Consider the following 14,639-nt stretch of genomic DNA (forward strand, 5'->3'; position numbering starts at 1 on the left):
TATCAGTAAATAAATAGAAAGCCCGGCTGTTAGGTATAACGGCCGGGGCTTTCTGCTAAATTCGGACCGATGTATTGATCCAGCCAGCATGGAGATTAAAGGATAACCTAATTTTCCTTAGCGGTAATAATATATTCTATTCTGAAAACCAGGAACATATTTGTAGCTATTTCGATTTATCGGTAAACATTAAGTTGCTTCGCTCGTTGCTGCGAAAATCATTATCATGAAAAAAACATTCTTACTGAGCGTAATAGCAGCATCGATGATGTTGTTTGGCTGTAAATCTAAAGACAAGGATAAAGGTTCGGTAGATTCTACCGTGAGCGTTACCTCATCAACCTCGGTAACCCCTGCTCCTGCCGAAAGCAGTACATCTCCTGCAAATGAGCCAAAATCTTATACGGTAGTTTTTGCCCCTGATTCAGCTTTGTTGGGTAAATCTAAAGAAGCCAGCATTAAACTGATATCGGGCACTGCAACCGAGCTGGCCGATCCGGATGGAAAAGCACAGGGCATGGAACTTACCTTTAAGATTAGCTTAACCAATAAAAACAAAATTGGTGGTAATAATATAGGTGTTTCACCATCGGAGTTCCGCCTGGTATTAGATAATAACACTTCAATTTCACAAACTAACGGCAGCTACGTATCGGCCGAACCAGAGTCTACCAAAGAATCGGAGAATATTACTTACCGCTTGCCGGCAGGTTCAAAACCTAAAACACTTAACTTATTTAATGATGAAACCCGCGCTTCGGTGTCGGTATCTTTAAAATAGGTTTATTCCTATATTTTAAAGCCTTTCCTGTTTGTTCAGGAAAGGCTTTTTCCGTTTTAACCCGGCTCACACTAACCGTAATATTTTATATTTGGTTACCCATTATAGCGTATGAATTACCAGTTTAGACTAACATTAGGCCTTGCCATAACATTGATAATTTTTGCCTTAAATGCGAAGGCACAGCAACGGGTACAGGTACTTAAAGTGGTTGATCAAAACAAGATCGATATTTTTATTGGAGATCAGTTGTTCACCAGCTTTTTATATCCCGATAGTTTGGAGAAACCAGTGCTGTACCCCTTAATGACAGCCAATGGCACAATGGTTACCCGTGGCTTCCCGCTGCAACCGCAGCCCGGCTGCCCAACCGATCATCCCCACCATATTGGCCTTTGGTTTAACTATTAGAACGTGAACGGGCTCGACTTTTGGAACAACTCGTATGCTATTACCGCCGACCGCAAACCTAAATATGGCTGGATACGCACCAATAAGATACTGACAATGAAAAGCGGTAAAACCGGTACCCTTACTTACCGCGCCAACTGGACAAACCAGCAAAAAGAAGTTATACTGGAAGAAACCACCATTTTTACTTTTATCGGTACCACCAACCAGCGCACCATTGACCGGGTTACCACGCTTAAAGCCATACAACCAGCTATATTTAACGATTTGAAAGACGGCCTTATTGGACTACGCCTTGCCCACTCACTACAAATGCCCGACAGTATTACCAAAAAAACGCGCGACACTATACCCACCGGCAACTACCTGACCAGTAACGGTAAAACAGGCAACAAGGTTTGGGGTACCCGCGCCGCCTGGTGCATGGCATATGGTAAAATAGGTACCGATTCGATAAGCGTTGCCATGATAGATCATCCGGCTAACCCTAACTTTCCTACCTTTTGGCATGCACGCGGCTACGGGCTTTTTGCTGCCAACCCATTGGGTGAAAAGGTTTTTACCAATGGCAAATCGGCTAAGAACCTCAGCTTAAAAACAGGGCAATCAGTTACGTTTAAATACCGGGTGGTTATTAGCAATGGTAAACAAAGCTTGAGCACCGGGCAAGTAAATGCGCTGGCAAAAGCCTTTGCATCAAACTAAAAGCTACTCATAGCAAAAAGCCCTCTTTGTAACTATACAAAGAGGGCTTTTTAATTTTCTTTTGCTTAGAGTACGTGCTGTGCTAAAGTCTTTTGCAAGTCGTAAATATTTACTTGCTTGTTGAACTTCTTGCGAATGCTGGGCACGGTTTCGCTCGAGATCCAGATCTTTAATTCAGCATCCAAATCAAGGTGACCGGCGGTTTCGATACTAAAGCGCGAAATGCTTTTATATAATATGGATAGGTACTCTACCTTACTGCCGGTAATACCTTGTTTATCTACCAGGATAAGGCGCTTGTTTGTAAAGATAAATACATCGCGAAAAAGCTTGAAGCCCACTTCAATTTCTTCAAATTCGGCCAAAAGCTGTGCATAGTCTTTAAGCAGTTCGGCAGGGTTGGCAACGCCTGCGTTGCCCAATAGTTTTGAGAATAAACTCATGATAATTTTATTAGGTTGTTAGTTGGCTAAGATAAGGTTTGGCTGCTTAATTTCAATTCCGTTTTCATTTATACCGAAATATTCTTTAAAACCTTTACGTGTACTCAAAGTTGCGTTTATACCATTTTAGGCTTATTTTAGGCACCCTGAACGTATACAACGGGTTTACATGAAATTTTACAGGTTACCTTCGGCACTAACTTACTTTTTATTCCTCATCATAGCAGGCTTGGCCGCATGTATGGATCCGCCGCCCAAAGGCTCTGTAATGGATAAAGTGCGGCCCAAGGTATCTTTCAAAAAAATCCATAACATTGCTTATACCGAAGTAAGGCGCGAGTATGAAAACGGCATAGGTTTTCACCCCGAAGGCTACCACCTTGAGCCCGAATGGCAAATCACTTTTCTATCGGAAGATACCGTACGCATTTACAGCATCGTTAAGCAGCGTTTTATAAAACAATGGGTAACCGTAGACCACGATTCGGTAGCTAATATTGCGCATTCATGGATACGTGTTTTAAAGATCACACCCGATAGTCTGAAATTCCAGGTGCTGTATGTAGTAAACCAAAAGGTAGACAATGAAAGCAAAGGGCAAATTTTCATGACCCTGTATAGCAACAACTACATTAAAAACGTACTGCATACCACCGCAGCCGAACTGCAAAAACCACCGCGCCGGGATAGCATTTACATTGCTCAGAAAGTTAAGTTAGCAGCAACCGACTACCATAAAGCCTTCGCGGCCACAGAACCTGTGATACTGGAAAGCCGGGTACCACAATTGACAATCACTAAAGAACGGGTCAAAGAATCGGACGAGTTGGCGGATGTAACCCTGGCCGATAATTATCTATCGCCAACGTTCAATATCACCATTCATAAATCATACGCCGATTTTGACTACTACATGCAGGTTATTGTAGACAATGAAGGTAAACTACACTTTATTAAATCGCTCAATAATATGTACGACGGGGCAGAGAGCCGTTTGAAAGTAATGAAAGGGATTGTAGATGGCTACCTCACCTACTATATTAAAACTACGCCCGGTAAAACTTTGGGTATGCCCCATGCCAGCTATATACTAGTGAGGGTAAAAGGCATTAAAGATTAACAGCATACATGACGCCTTAATAAGATCACCAAGTTAAGTCAGTTGAAGTATTGACACCCTTGTTATGTTTTCTTAAACTGAAAGGTATATCGAAGCAAAATCGCAAAAAAAATGCGGCCCATATTTGAGCCGCATTTTTTATATAGAAGAATTACAATTATACCGCGGTAGATGACGGGCCTCTGAATAAGCCAAGTACCAGAGATATAATGGCAATTACAATTAAGATGTGAATTAAGCCGCCTATTGAATAAGCAAATACGCTGATTGCCCAGCCTATTACCAGGATAACTGCGATAATGTACAATAATGATCTCATGGTGATGTTTTTTTAAGTTAATGTTACTGGTTTAATATACAAAACCATGCCAATCCATTAATTGATAGAAAAATATATTCACTATACTTTTCAAACCATTATTCCTATGCGTTGTACGGCATTTTTGCAGCTATTTTTTGAAAAAGGGATGAGAAGCGTTGAAAATTCTTGTAAAAAAAGCAAGGCCCCTGATGGGCAGGGGCCTGTACTAACCAATTATAAACCTAAATTATGAGAAGAGCTGTAGGAGAAGGAGTCGAACCTTCACGGAGTGGTTAAAGTTTATTGCTAAACGCTTTCCAGAATCTCCGCCACCGCGACGAGGAGGTGTGTCTGCCAAATTTCACCATCCTACAGGATATTTATTTCTCTTTGTTGATACAAATGTAATACATCAACCAATTACTTGCAAATTTTATATAAAATAATTTTAAATATTATTTTTATTTCAATCAATCATTCATTTCTATGCGGATTACATAATTATGATGAAATAACTATCCTGTTCAATGCTGAGATATCAATCAAACATTTCCTGCGCATCGGTATAATAAGTTTTACGCGACGATAAGGTTTTTTGAAGAATAGCTTCGCCTTGGGGTGTGGTCTTATGTTTAGGTAGGTGTACCTGCAAAAAATCACGAAATTCTCCGCTAATGCGGTCAGGGTTATCTTTCAAAATCTGCTTCTCTGCATTCTTAAGTACACCCTTTACCGATTTGGCCAGCACTTTAACGTTGGCGTCAGGTATTTTGCTGGCAATAGAAAATGGAGACAGACGTGCGTCATACAAGATCTCGTCGGCATAGGCATTACCAATGCCACGCACTATATCCTGGTTAAGCAATAGGCTCTTTACCGCCCCACGGCTATTTTGAAGTGTTGTTTTCCAAAACTGGTAGCCGGCATCACCGGCCATTGCATCAGGTGCAGTTGGCTCATCGGGGTTAAGCGTTGGAGTAGCCTGCCGCTGAAAATCGGTTATGGCCAATCCCTTCCCTCCCTCAAAATGTAGTTCAAGAATGGTAAACTTGTTAGTGTTATCTCCATCAAACCAATGCATTTGCCCATGCAGCATAAGGTGCAAACCCAACACATTACCATTTTTAAAAACGAAATGCAATTGCTTGCCCGACCGCTCTACCCGGTTTAGCTCCTGACCTTCCAACGCGGTAATGAGTTCCTTTTCGGTAACATTGAGTTTTTTGGTTTGTAGTATATTAAGTTTTTGCAGCTTTTTACCTTTCAAAACCTTATTGAGGCTTTGGCTAAATACTTGCAGATCGGGAAGTTCGGGCATAGTAAGTTATTCTTTGTTACGGATACGGTTAAAAGACCTTTTAAGCATGCGCCTTATTTTATGTCGCAACTCGACAGGGCAGTTTTCATCAAACATGAGTTTGGGCATTACACTTCGGGTAGCACTAACTACAGGGTACGGCGGGTGCTGTATCTTAAAGTGTTCGGCATAGTTATGTCGCTCGTTTTGACTGGCATCTTTTACAAGCTCGGCAAAGTGCGACAGTCGTTCATAAAACGCATTCATGGTATCTGGTTGTGTATATATGATTGATAATGAGCAATAGTTAAGCCATTAAAGCTATTCATAGCAGGTAATATTTCCACACGTTATAAACATAACGATGCCGTTTATTAACATATAATACTGCTGGTGAGCACTCTATCATTTTACAGCTTATTAGCTTTGTACACCAAATTATTTTAACCGATCTCTTAACCAACACCTTATGGATTTTGGAGTTATTAACAATGTTCACAATACACAATCACTATAAACCATGACTCAACTGGGTCTACACAAAGTTCTTATATTGATAATTGAGTTGGATTATTAACAAAAAACAAGCATTTTAAAACAATGTGCACATATAGCAGTTAAGCATAAAAACTTAACTCACATTATTATGGCTAAGGCTAAAGAAGAAAAACCAGCTGCAAGCGGTATAACCGCATACTCTGTGAAGACCAAAACTAAAAACGTACCAATGATTGATCCGGTTATCGATATTAAATCTGGTCGTTACATTGCTACAGGTAAAGATGCCGAAGGCAACAAAATGGCTGCCATTATGGGCAAAGCTACAGCCGAAGAGCACATTAAAAACGGCGCTGCCAAAAAAGGAACAGGCTGGAGTTAAATATTACTCACCACCGGGCCTCAGTAGTTTTTTAATCGTACATGAGGCCCGGTTTTTAGCTCTTACATCAACCAATAATTAAACGCATGGGTTTTATTGCTGTGATCTCCTAAACACAGCATTTCAAAAAAACCAATTTCACGCCAGGCCCACGGCATTATAGTTATGCCTACGCTGCCATAGTATCCACCTTACCTGAAATGGCCGGCTTCCTGGAAGAAGAAAATACCACATAGCTATGGGGCGATTAATTGCCGACAGCAAATTAGCTTACAGCTTGCTTACCAAAGCCGAATGTTAGGAAGCCTAATTATTCTTTTCTAAAATCATTTATTAATTGATTAGACCATCGGCGTGTTAGCACTTGCCGCTCCATGGCTGTTAGGGTTTGCCTATCACAAGCGTGCGCGCAACAGCGTATTCTTAGTAGACCTGGCAGGCTTGGCTGCATCGCTACTTACCGAGCCAAAGAAATGCAATACCCCATTATATGATATTACACTGATGATTAAAGGCGAACATAGCGCCTTACCATGTGTTATACCAGTATTAAATATTACAATAATGGCAAATACAGCTTCATATCAAAAAACATTCCGCCTGGGCGGCGACCTTAATATTAACCGCTTAGGCTACGGCGCTATGCGCATTACCGGCGATGGTATTTGGGGACCACCTAAAGATCATGATGCAGCTATCAGCGTGTTGAAACGCGCAGTAGAGCTGGGCGTTAACTTTATTGATACGGCCGATAGTTATGGTCCCAATGTATCTGAAGAGTTAATTGCCGAGGCACTTTACCCCTACGCAGATGGATTGGTGATTGGCACCAAAGGTGGCCTGCTACGTACCGGCCCTAACGAATGGCCTGTGGATTCGAGCCCGGCACATTTAAAGGAAGCCCTGGATGGCAGCTTAAAACGCTTAAAGCTTGAGCAGATAGAGCTTTATCAGCTTCACCGGATAGACCCCAAAGTACCTGCCGAAGAAACTTTTGCATTCCTGAAACAAGCACAACAGGAAGGTAAGATCAAACACATTGGCTTATCTGAAGTAAGTGTGGATGATATTAAGAAAGCCCAGGAGTTTTTTGAAGTAGTTTCAGTGCAAAACATGTACAGTATAGATAACCGTAAATGGGAAGAGGTATTGCAGTACACCAAAGAGCATAATATTGCCTTTATACCCTGGTATCCGTTAGGTGGTGGTAATGTGAAAGCGCAGGAAACCTTGGAGCGCATTGCCCAAAGCAAAGGTGCAACGGTACATCAAATTGCATTAAGCTGGTTACTGCACCATGCCGAAAACATTCTGTTGATTCCGGGTACATCAAGCGTTGCACACTTGGAGGACAACATGAAAGCAGCCGATATAGAACTTACAGAGAACGATATGCAGGAGTTGGAAAGTGTATCGCAAGGATAAAAAATCATCATAAAGTCGTTCAGTTGCTTCTCAATAGAACAGCAACTGAACAACTTTTTATCATTAAACAACATATATGCAACTATCTCACAATACTATACTCATTACAGGTGGCACATCGGGTATAGGCCTGGCCTTTGCTAAAGAGTTTAAACAGCGCGATAATACCGTAATCATATGCGGCCGCCGCGAAGATAAACTCGAACAAATTATGCTGCAACACCCGGGCATTATTACCCATGTATGCGATGTGGCCGACGAAAAGCAACGGGAAGAGTTAGTTGAATGGTTAGTAACTAATTACCCAGACGTTAACGTACTTATAAATAATGCAGGCATCCAGTTAGATACCGATCTAACCAACCCATGCAACCTTGACCGCGTTCGTGCTGAAATTGAAACTAACCTGGTAGCTCCTATTCACCTGTCATCATTGATGGCACCGCACCTGCGCGATAAGAACGGCGCGGCCATCATTAATATATCATCGGGGTTGGCATTTGCGCCTTTGGCATTTATGCCGGTGTATTGCGCTACAAAAGCAGCCATCCACTCTATCTCGTTATCGTTAAGGCATCAACTTAAAGATACGCATGTTAAAGTTTTTGAAATTGCGCCACCTTCGGTAGATACAGAACTGGGGCACGACCGGCGCGAAGATAAAGACCAATCGCACGGGGGCATACCTGTAGATGAGTTTTTGGCCGGTGCTATTGAAGCCCTGCAAAATGACGTATACGAAGCGGCTATAGGTCAGGCTCAACAATTGCGCGAAAAGCGCGAGGAGTTATTTGAAATGATGAATAAGTAGCCCCCCTCTAAATCTCCCCCCGGGAGGGGGAGACTTTTGAATAAACTTTTAAAGCCCTCCCTCCCGGGGAGGGTTCGGGAGGGGCTTACAACACCGCCTGTTTAAACGGCTTTACATCTATTGTTTCCCAAACCTTTCCGGTTACGTAGGGGTCATTGTTTTTCCAGGCTTCCATCAGTTCGTCAGTGTCAAACTGCACCATCATTACCGAGCCAATCATATTGCTTTCGGCATTTAGGATTGCTCCTCCTGCTATATAATTTCCATTTTCTTTAAGTTCGCGCACCTTATCTAAGTGGTGCGGGCGTACGTCCATACGGCGTTGCAAGGCCTCGCCGTCGGTATAATCATATGCGGTTAAAACGTATTGATTCATAAGTTTCTATTTATTAAGTCAACAAGCACAACGCTTACCTGTTTGTTTAATAAGCGATCTCTAAATTATCTTATTTCAAATTCAAATAAAATCTTTTGCGGAAGTCAATCGATTGTATTGAATAAGACAGTGCAACATTGCTTTATACAGCTAAATCACCATAAAATAAAAGTCATAAATGTAATTAGCTTTTTTATTTTTGCTCACCATGACAACTACCCAACTCAAACAACAATTCGAAACGCTATTTGACCAGGAGGCATTGGAAACCTACTTTTGCCCGGGCCGTGTAAACTTAATTGGCGAACATATTGACTACAACGGCGGACTGGTAATGCCTTGTGCCATCAATTTTGGTACCTGGATGCTACTGTCGCCCAATGAGGATAACGTGTTCCGTTTCAGAAGCGTGAATTTTGAGGAAACTTATGACATAGGCGTACAAACTGCTTATGAAAAAACAGGCCGCGAGTGGTTTAACTACCCGCTGGGCGTACTGCATCATTTTGTGGCCGATGGTAAGCAGGTACAGGGTTTAGATGTGTTGTATTACGGTAACGTACCCATTGGTTCGGGCCTATCATCATCGGCTTCTATTGAAATTGCTACGGCATTTGCCTTTAACCAGTACTTTAAGACTGATTATACCAAGTTAGAACTGGTGCTCATGGCTAAATCGGTTGAGAACAACTTCATTGGCCTGAGCAGCGGTATTATGGATCAGTTTGCCGTAGCTTTTGGCGAAGAACACAAAGCACTTAAACTAAATTGCGATACGTTAGATTATGAAGCCGTAACCGCCAATTTGCAAAACAATGTGCTGGCTATTATTAACACCAACAAGCCCCGTAAACTGGCCGAGAGCAAATACAACGAGCGTGTAGAAGAATGCCACCAAGCCCTTGCCGCATTGCAACAGGAGCTTGATATCAACAATCTTTGCGATATTGACGGCATCACCTTTAAACAGCACCAGCATTTAATTACTGACCCTACAGTACTTAAACGTGCCCGCCACGTGATAGAAGAGAACGACCGCGTAAAACTGGCTGCCGTTGCTTTGGCCGAAGATGACCTGGTTCGCTTTGGCCGGCTCATGTATGCCTCTCACCTATCCTTACAAAACGACTATGAAGTGAGTGGTGCCGAACTGGATGCCGTGGTAGAATATAGCCTTACCGATAGCAATGTGGTAGGTGCCCGCATGACCGGTGCAGGCTTCGGCGGCTGCGCCATTGCCATTGTAAATGCCGATGCCTTTGAAGACTACCGTAAAAATGTAATTGAATATTATACCCAAAAAATAGGTTACGCCCCATCGGTTTACGCTACCAACATTAGTGATGGTGTACACGAGTTAGTGTAAATTTCAGTTGATAGACCATAGCCGATAGTCCATGGTCTAAAGGATTGTAGTTACTAACTATGGACTATCGGCTATGGACTATCGACTGAAGAGATGCGCAAATTAAAATTAGAAGAGCTGAACCGGGTTTCGGTGGAGGAGTTTAAAGAACAAAGTAAACTTCCGGTGGCAATTGTGCTTGACAGTGTGCGCAGTATGCATAATGTGGGTTCTATATTTCGCACGTGTGACGGGTTTGCAGTAGAGCAGATCTGCTTATGCGGTATCACCAGCCAGCCGCCGCACCGGGAGATAGAAAAAACTGCCTTAGGTGCCACAAATTCAATTAATTGGACCTATTATGCTGATGCTGCACTTGCGGTGGATGAGTTGCGTAACCAAGGTTACCAGATAGTAGCTGTGGAGCAGGCGGAAAACAGCGTTATGCTCAACGAGTTTAAGCCACAGCCTAATCAGAGATATGCACTCATTTTTGGTAATGAGGTAAATGGCGTAAGCGATGAAGTGATGGCTAAAATTGATACCTGCCTGGAAATTCCGCAGTTTGGCACCAAGCATTCGTTTAATATTGTGGTATCGGCCGGCATTGTTTTATGGGATTTCTTTACTAAAATGAAATTATAAAAACGAAACTTCGATGAATGCTGTTGCCAAAAAGTTGCTCATGAAAAGCGGTCAGCATTGGTTGCTGCTCAACGCCCCGGAGAACTATCTAAACGTTTTAGACTCCTTGCCCGATGGTGTGCAATTAAGCTATACAGCCGGGGGAAGTTTTGACGGCATTCAGCTTTTTGTACGCAACAGTGCCGAACTCGCTACGTATCTGAAAGAAATTCAACCTGCTTTAAAACCAGATACGGTACTATGGATCATCTACCCCAAAAAATCATCAGGCATAACAACAGACCTGGAAATGATGGGCGGTTGGGACGAACCTGCCAAATACGGCCTGCATACCGTAGCCGCTGCAGCTATTGATCAAACCTGGACAGCTTTGCGCTTCAAGCACGAAGGTCAATCTAAAATATCGTCTACACGCAACAGCGAGATTCAGCACAATGAGCATGCAGCTTATGTAGATGTTTTGAGTAAGACGGTAAAACTCCCCGAAGATGCAAAGGTACTTTTATCAGAAAACAGCCTCGCCTTTGACAATTATCATAGGCTCTCCTACTCAAACCAAAAAGAGTACGTGTTGTGGATCCTCACCGCCAAACAAGAAAAAACTCGTACCGACAGGCTGAATAAAATGATTGAAAAGCTTGTGTCGGGTAAAAAGAACCCCTCAGAAAAGTAGCAAATTCTACATTTCTTGCTTCTATAAATTCAGAAAAGTATAAAATTCTATCAAGCCAACTAAATGCATCTTCTGTTGTTGTTTGGGTTATGGCAGCAAATACATTTATAGAACTTACAGACAAAAACGGCAGACCTGCGTTGATCAATGTTAACAATATTACTTCGGTAGTGGTATACACCGACCCTGAAATGGTGCATGTATATGTTATTGGCGACAACCAATCTTTTGTGACCGTAAAAGAAACTTACGACGAGGTAAAGGCCAAAATAGCATCGGTTTCCGGCGGAAGCATTTGGTAGTTGTGAGTTGCGAGTTGCGAGTTGCGAGTTGCGAGTTGCGAGTTGCGAGTTGCGAGTTGCGAGTTGCGAGTTGCGAGTTGCGAGTAAATTGTTAAACAAATAGATTGTTTTATGATTTTTCGATACTTGACCACTGACCACTGACCACTGACCACTGACCACTGACCACTGACCACTGACCACTGACCACTGACCACTGACCACTGACCACTGACCACTGACCACTGACCACTGACCACTCAAAAAACTTAACCTACATTAAGTGTAGTTGGTAAGGCAACCGGTAGCTTTGTGTATTCTAATTCATAAAACATGATGTCAAACACTATATTACACAAAGCCGATGCCCGCGGTCATGCCAATCATGGCTGGTTAAACAGCTATCACACCTTTAGTTTCGGCGGTTTTTACAATCCGCAGAGCATGAACTTTGGCGCCCTGCGTGTGCTGAACGATGACACCGTGAGCGGTGGCCGTGGCTTTGGCGATCATCCTCACGATAATATGGAGATTATTTCCATCCCGTTGGATGGCGATTTGGAGCACGAAGACAGCATGGGTAACAAAGCCATCATCCGTAAAGGAGATATACAGGCCATGAGCGCCGGTACGGGCATTTACCACAGCGAGAAGAATGCGCATGAGAACGAGTTGGTTAAGTTTTTACAGATATGGATCTATCCTAACCAAAAGAACGTTCAACCACGTTATGACCAAATTACGCTGAACCTCAACGACAGGCATAACCGCTTGCAACAGATATTATCGCCTAACGCTGATGATGAGGGCGTTTGGATCTATCAGAATGCGTGGTTCCATATAGGCAAGCTTGACAGTGGCCTGAGCACCACCTATAACCTTAAAGGCGGCGCTAACAACGGTGTATATGCATTTGTATTAAGTGGCGATGTAGCCGTAAATGGACAGCAATTAAACACCCGCGATGGTTTTGGCCTTTGGGATGTTGATCAGATTGAAATAACTGCCAATAGCGAAACCGAAATTTTGCTAATGGAAGTACCCATGAAATTTTAAAATGGAAAAAGTGAAGATACTGGCCATTGGCCGTCATGAGCAGATACTGGAAACCGTGATACGCCTGATAAACCAAAACCCGGATTGGGAAGGTATTGGCGCTATGACGGATAAAGAAGCGGTTCAGCAATTTGACCACCAACTGATTGACATTATACTGCTTTGCGGCGGCATTGAGCCCGAATCTGAACTTAACTTACGCGCCTACTTTACCGCTCACCGCCCCCAGGTAACCATTGTACAACACTACGGTGGCGGTAGCGGGTTACTTACGGCAGAGATTTATGAAGCGCTAAAAGAGAGAGCCAAGAGCTAAGAACCAAGAGCCAAGAAATTGAAGCCCTAACAAAATCTTGTTTCTTGGCTCTTGATTCTTAGCTCTATTTTTTCACAACATCTTCTCCATAATCATCAAATACACCGGCTCTTTGGCTACGCTGGTGGTGGTAACTAATGGAAAAACTTCGCCGGTGGCTTTAAACCCGCGGCGTTCGTACCAGGAAATCAATTCGGCTCTGGTGGTGATCACCGATATTTTTATAGCCTCACAGCCCAACATACGAGCTTGCTCATTGGCTGCGTAAAGCAGCTGCCTGCCTATCCCGGAGGCCTGCAGGGTTGGGTTTACGGTGAGCATACCCAGGTACAAACACTTATTTTTAACCTGCTCTAAATAAACGAAGCCATCCACACGTCCATCATCGTTCAGGTATTTAAGCAGCGTTATTTCAGGGCGGTTAAAATAACCTACCATTTCGACCTCGTCAATGCGTATTCCTTCCAGCAGGTGGCTTTCGCTGGTCCAGCCTTGTTTAGAGGTTTCGCCACGGTAGGCGCTGTTTACTAAAGCAACCGCCTCGGGCACATCATATATAGTCGCTTTTAGTATTGTTGGCATGTCAAAATATGGGTTGCAAACCTAATACACTTTTGCAAAATGAGCAAACCTCCCTGTAATTAATAGCATAAATAGCACCTTCATGGATAACCTGCAAGGTGCTTTTTAGGCTGATGATACAAGTATTGATAGTGTAAATGTAACCTAACTTTAAGCCAATTTTCGCTTCAGCAGTTCGTCACGTATAAGGGCGCATTTTTCATAGCGTTCCAGCAATAGGTTATGCTTTAACAGGTCTTCCAACTCTAATCTTGACTTGCTTACGAATTCCAGACTATGTGAGGTAAGAGAAGTAACTTGCTGAAAATGGCCATCGGCACTGTAAAATCCTAACGACGACGGTTTATTGGTGTCTTGATTCATCTTTAGTTAAATTTAATTAGGTGAGCTTAAATTAACTATTCGATTTTTAAATCGCAACACCAGTAAAGAAAATTTATAGCTTGGCCAGGTCTTCCCTAATAGGATCAAAGATATCCAGCAGTTTACAATCGGTTATGGCACGGCCACCATGAGGCACATTTGGTGGGATAATGGCAAAGGTATTGGTATCGAGTATTTGCGGCACACCGTTTACGATCAGCTCAAACTGGCCTTCGAGCACAAATGCGCATTGGTGATGCATATGCGTATGTATGGCCGATACTGCACCGGCTTTCACTTCTAAAAAGTTCAAAGTGTTAACTTCGGTATGAATAAGTTTAGCCATATAGCCCGGCGACATTTCTTTGGCCGTTATATCACTAAATTGCTTAAATATAGTAGTGTCCATTGGTATGATATTAGGTGGTAAATATAGGCCGATTACCCTTTAATTGGTAACGCTTGTTAATTACTTTTGCAGGCAAACGTATTTAACTTACCATTGTTACAACTTTATACATTTCAGTTTATGGCAACGTTTTCAGATATTATCAGTTCTCCTCAAGCCGTTTTGGTCGATTTTTCGGCTGAGTGGTGCGGCCCATGTAAAATGATGGCACCTATTTTAAAACAGGTGAAAGATGCCATGGGCGATAAAGTGAAGATCGTTAAAATTGACATTGATAAAAATCCGGCTGTAGCCAGTGCCTACCATATACAAGGCGTACCCACTTTAATACTGTTTAAGAATGGTGAAAACAAGTGGCGTCAAAGCGGTGTAATGCAGGCCAACCAAATTAAACAGGTGATTGAACAGTACATGTAACA

At 42.7% G+C, this 14,639-nt stretch carries 20 protein-coding genes and 1 pseudogene; 13 read left to right on the forward strand and 8 right to left on the reverse strand.

Annotated elements, in window-relative coordinates:
• The first annotated feature begins 226 nt into the window (after positions 1-226).
• Positions 227-781: a hypothetical protein gene (locus tag IEV61_RS00175; protein ID WP_188412685.1), complete on the forward strand. Its 555-nt coding sequence runs from the start codon at positions 227-229 to the stop codon at positions 779-781.
• A 111-nt stretch (positions 782-892) separates the two neighbouring features.
• A pseudogene (locus IEV61_RS00180) lies at positions 893-1,897 on the forward strand (DUF6807 domain-containing protein).
• Positions 1,898-1,962: 65 nt separating this feature from the next.
• On the opposite strand, the gene IEV61_RS00185 reads toward IEV61_RS00180, so the two are convergent.
• Positions 1,963-2,340 (reverse strand): PH domain-containing protein, encoded by a 378-nt coding sequence (locus tag IEV61_RS00185; RefSeq protein ID WP_188412687.1) that lies wholly within the window; start codon positions 2,338-2,340, stop codon positions 1,963-1,965.
• A 169-nt stretch (positions 2,341-2,509) separates the two neighbouring features.
• Between IEV61_RS00185 and IEV61_RS00190 the strand changes: the two genes are divergently transcribed.
• Positions 2,510-3,460, forward strand: a complete 951-nt coding sequence (locus IEV61_RS00190) for a hypothetical protein (RefSeq protein WP_188412689.1) — start codon at positions 2,510-2,512, stop codon at positions 3,458-3,460.
• A gap of 157 nt (positions 3,461-3,617) precedes the next feature.
• Here IEV61_RS00190 and IEV61_RS00195 read toward each other — a convergent pair whose 3' ends face one another.
• The 3 genes from IEV61_RS00195 to IEV61_RS00205 all read right to left on the reverse strand — a co-directional run bounded on the left by IEV61_RS00195 (position 3,618) and on the right by IEV61_RS00205 (position 5,325).
• Positions 3,618-3,779, reverse strand: coding sequence for a lmo0937 family membrane protein (locus tag IEV61_RS00195; RefSeq protein ID WP_188412691.1), 162 nt, complete (start codon positions 3,777-3,779; stop codon positions 3,618-3,620).
• Positions 3,780-4,299: 520 nt separating this feature from the next.
• A complete protein-coding gene (locus IEV61_RS00200; RefSeq protein WP_188412693.1) occupies positions 4,300-5,079 on the reverse strand; it encodes a DNA-formamidopyrimidine glycosylase family protein in 780 nt (259 codons plus the stop codon).
• 6 nt (positions 5,080-5,085) lie between these two features.
• On the reverse strand, positions 5,086-5,325 hold the full coding sequence (locus IEV61_RS00205; protein ID WP_188412695.1) for a hypothetical protein: 240 nt from the start codon (positions 5,323-5,325) through the stop codon (positions 5,086-5,088).
• Between the two features lie 379 nt (positions 5,326-5,704).
• Between IEV61_RS00205 and IEV61_RS00210 the strand changes: the two genes are divergently transcribed.
• From IEV61_RS00210 to IEV61_RS00220, 3 genes are all read left to right on the forward strand, one after another.
• Entirely contained in the window at positions 5,705-5,938 is a 234-nt protein-coding gene (locus IEV61_RS00210; protein ID WP_188412697.1) for a hypothetical protein, read from the forward strand.
• A 354-nt stretch (positions 5,939-6,292) separates the two neighbouring features.
• Entirely contained in the window at positions 6,293-7,363 is a 1,071-nt protein-coding gene (locus IEV61_RS00215; RefSeq protein ID WP_229746979.1) for an aldo/keto reductase, read from the forward strand.
• Positions 7,364-7,439: 76 nt separating this feature from the next.
• Positions 7,440-8,174, forward strand: a complete 735-nt coding sequence (locus tag IEV61_RS00220; RefSeq protein WP_188412699.1) for an SDR family oxidoreductase — start codon at positions 7,440-7,442, stop codon at positions 8,172-8,174.
• 85 nt (positions 8,175-8,259) lie between these two features.
• On the opposite strand, the gene IEV61_RS00225 is transcribed toward IEV61_RS00220, so the two are convergent.
• The gene (locus IEV61_RS00225; RefSeq protein ID WP_188412701.1) at positions 8,260-8,550 is read right to left on the reverse strand and encodes a YciI family protein; all 291 of its coding nucleotides are present in this window, start codon (positions 8,548-8,550) and stop codon (positions 8,260-8,262) included.
• Between the two features lie 208 nt (positions 8,551-8,758).
• Here IEV61_RS00225 and IEV61_RS00230 point away from each other — a divergent pair, with 208 nt between their 5' ends.
• The 6 genes from IEV61_RS00230 (at position 8,759) to IEV61_RS00255 (ending at position 12,866) form a co-directional block, all read left to right on the forward strand.
• Positions 8,759-9,916 carry a galactokinase gene (locus IEV61_RS00230; protein ID WP_188412704.1) on the forward strand — a complete coding sequence of 386 codons (1,158 nt, stop codon included), beginning with the start codon at positions 8,759-8,761 and terminating at the stop codon, positions 9,914-9,916.
• Between the two features lie 93 nt (positions 9,917-10,009).
• On the forward strand, positions 10,010-10,540 hold the full coding sequence (locus IEV61_RS00235; RefSeq protein WP_188412706.1) for an RNA methyltransferase: 531 nt from the start codon (positions 10,010-10,012) through the stop codon (positions 10,538-10,540).
• Positions 10,541-10,553: 13 nt separating this feature from the next.
• Complete coding sequence (locus IEV61_RS00240) at positions 10,554-11,213, forward strand: YdeI/OmpD-associated family protein (RefSeq protein ID WP_188412708.1); 660 nt, start codon at positions 10,554-10,556, stop codon at positions 11,211-11,213.
• Between the two features lie 89 nt (positions 11,214-11,302).
• Positions 11,303-11,515, forward strand: a complete 213-nt coding sequence (locus IEV61_RS00245; RefSeq protein WP_188412710.1) for a hypothetical protein — start codon at positions 11,303-11,305, stop codon at positions 11,513-11,515.
• A 312-nt stretch (positions 11,516-11,827) separates the two neighbouring features.
• A complete protein-coding gene (locus IEV61_RS00250) occupies positions 11,828-12,550 on the forward strand; it encodes a pirin family protein (protein WP_308472312.1) in 723 nt (240 codons plus the stop codon).
• Position 12,551: 1 nt separating this feature from the next.
• Positions 12,552-12,866: a hypothetical protein gene (locus IEV61_RS00255; RefSeq protein WP_188412712.1), complete on the forward strand. Its 315-nt coding sequence runs from the start codon at positions 12,552-12,554 to the stop codon at positions 12,864-12,866.
• Between the two features lie 72 nt (positions 12,867-12,938).
• On the opposite strand, the gene IEV61_RS00260 is transcribed toward IEV61_RS00255, so the two are convergent.
• From IEV61_RS00260 to IEV61_RS00270, 3 genes are all read right to left on the reverse strand, one after another.
• Positions 12,939-13,448: a GNAT family N-acetyltransferase gene (locus tag IEV61_RS00260; RefSeq protein WP_188412714.1), complete on the reverse strand. Its 510-nt coding sequence runs from the start codon at positions 13,446-13,448 to the stop codon at positions 12,939-12,941.
• A 150-nt stretch (positions 13,449-13,598) separates the two neighbouring features.
• Entirely contained in the window at positions 13,599-13,811 is a 213-nt protein-coding gene (locus IEV61_RS00265; protein ID WP_188412716.1) for a hypothetical protein, read from the reverse strand.
• Between the two features lie 73 nt (positions 13,812-13,884).
• A complete protein-coding gene (locus IEV61_RS00270) occupies positions 13,885-14,220 on the reverse strand; it encodes a cupin domain-containing protein (RefSeq protein ID WP_188412718.1) in 336 nt (111 codons plus the stop codon).
• A gap of 120 nt (positions 14,221-14,340) precedes the next feature.
• Between IEV61_RS00270 and trxA the strand changes: the two genes are divergently transcribed.
• A complete protein-coding gene (gene trxA / locus IEV61_RS00275; RefSeq protein WP_188412720.1) occupies positions 14,341-14,637 on the forward strand; it encodes a thioredoxin in 297 nt (98 codons plus the stop codon).
• Positions 14,638-14,639 lie beyond the last annotated feature (2 nt).

The sequence above is a fragment of the Mucilaginibacter galii genome (assembly GCF_014635825.1).
In the GTDB taxonomy this organism is placed as follows: domain Bacteria; phylum Bacteroidota; class Bacteroidia; order Sphingobacteriales; family Sphingobacteriaceae; genus Mucilaginibacter; species Mucilaginibacter galii.

What these genes read in the sequence shown, in the direction of transcription:
- IEV61_RS00175 (WP_188412685.1), top strand. Translation starts at nt 227, where the DNA reads ATGAAAAAAACATTCTTACTGAGCGTAATAGCAGCATCGATGATGTTG.
- IEV61_RS00185 (WP_188412687.1), bottom strand. Translation starts at nt 2,340, where the DNA reads ATGAGTTTATTCTCAAAACTATTGGGCAACGCAGGCGTTGCCAACCCT.
- IEV61_RS00190 (WP_188412689.1), top strand. Translation starts at nt 2,510, where the DNA reads ATGAAATTTTACAGGTTACCTTCGGCACTAACTTACTTTTTATTCCTC.
- IEV61_RS00195 (WP_188412691.1), bottom strand. Translation starts at nt 3,779, where the DNA reads ATGAGATCATTATTGTACATTATCGCAGTTATCCTGGTAATAGGCTGG.
- IEV61_RS00200 (WP_188412693.1), bottom strand. Translation starts at nt 5,079, where the DNA reads ATGCCCGAACTTCCCGATCTGCAAGTATTTAGCCAAAGCCTCAATAAG.
- IEV61_RS00205 (WP_188412695.1), bottom strand. Translation starts at nt 5,325, where the DNA reads ATGAATGCGTTTTATGAACGACTGTCGCACTTTGCCGAGCTTGTAAAA.
- IEV61_RS00210 (WP_188412697.1), top strand. Translation starts at nt 5,705, where the DNA reads ATGGCTAAGGCTAAAGAAGAAAAACCAGCTGCAAGCGGTATAACCGCA.
- IEV61_RS00220 (WP_188412699.1), top strand. Translation starts at nt 7,440, where the DNA reads ATGCAACTATCTCACAATACTATACTCATTACAGGTGGCACATCGGGT.
- IEV61_RS00225 (WP_188412701.1), bottom strand. Translation starts at nt 8,550, where the DNA reads ATGAATCAATACGTTTTAACCGCATATGATTATACCGACGGCGAGGCC.
- IEV61_RS00230 (WP_188412704.1), top strand. Translation starts at nt 8,759, where the DNA reads ATGACAACTACCCAACTCAAACAACAATTCGAAACGCTATTTGACCAG.
- IEV61_RS00235 (WP_188412706.1), top strand. Translation starts at nt 10,010, where the DNA reads ATGCGCAAATTAAAATTAGAAGAGCTGAACCGGGTTTCGGTGGAGGAG.
- IEV61_RS00240 (WP_188412708.1), top strand. Translation starts at nt 10,554, where the DNA reads ATGAATGCTGTTGCCAAAAAGTTGCTCATGAAAAGCGGTCAGCATTGG.
- IEV61_RS00245 (WP_188412710.1), top strand. Translation starts at nt 11,303, where the DNA reads ATGGCAGCAAATACATTTATAGAACTTACAGACAAAAACGGCAGACCT.
- IEV61_RS00250 (WP_308472312.1), top strand. Translation starts at nt 11,828, where the DNA reads ATGATGTCAAACACTATATTACACAAAGCCGATGCCCGCGGTCATGCC.
- IEV61_RS00255 (WP_188412712.1), top strand. Translation starts at nt 12,552, where the DNA reads ATGGAAAAAGTGAAGATACTGGCCATTGGCCGTCATGAGCAGATACTG.
- IEV61_RS00260 (WP_188412714.1), bottom strand. Translation starts at nt 13,448, where the DNA reads ATGCCAACAATACTAAAAGCGACTATATATGATGTGCCCGAGGCGGTT.
- IEV61_RS00265 (WP_188412716.1), bottom strand. Translation starts at nt 13,811, where the DNA reads ATGAATCAAGACACCAATAAACCGTCGTCGTTAGGATTTTACAGTGCC.
- IEV61_RS00270 (WP_188412718.1), bottom strand. Translation starts at nt 14,220, where the DNA reads ATGGACACTACTATATTTAAGCAATTTAGTGATATAACGGCCAAAGAA.
- trxA (WP_188412720.1), top strand. Translation starts at nt 14,341, where the DNA reads ATGGCAACGTTTTCAGATATTATCAGTTCTCCTCAAGCCGTTTTGGTC.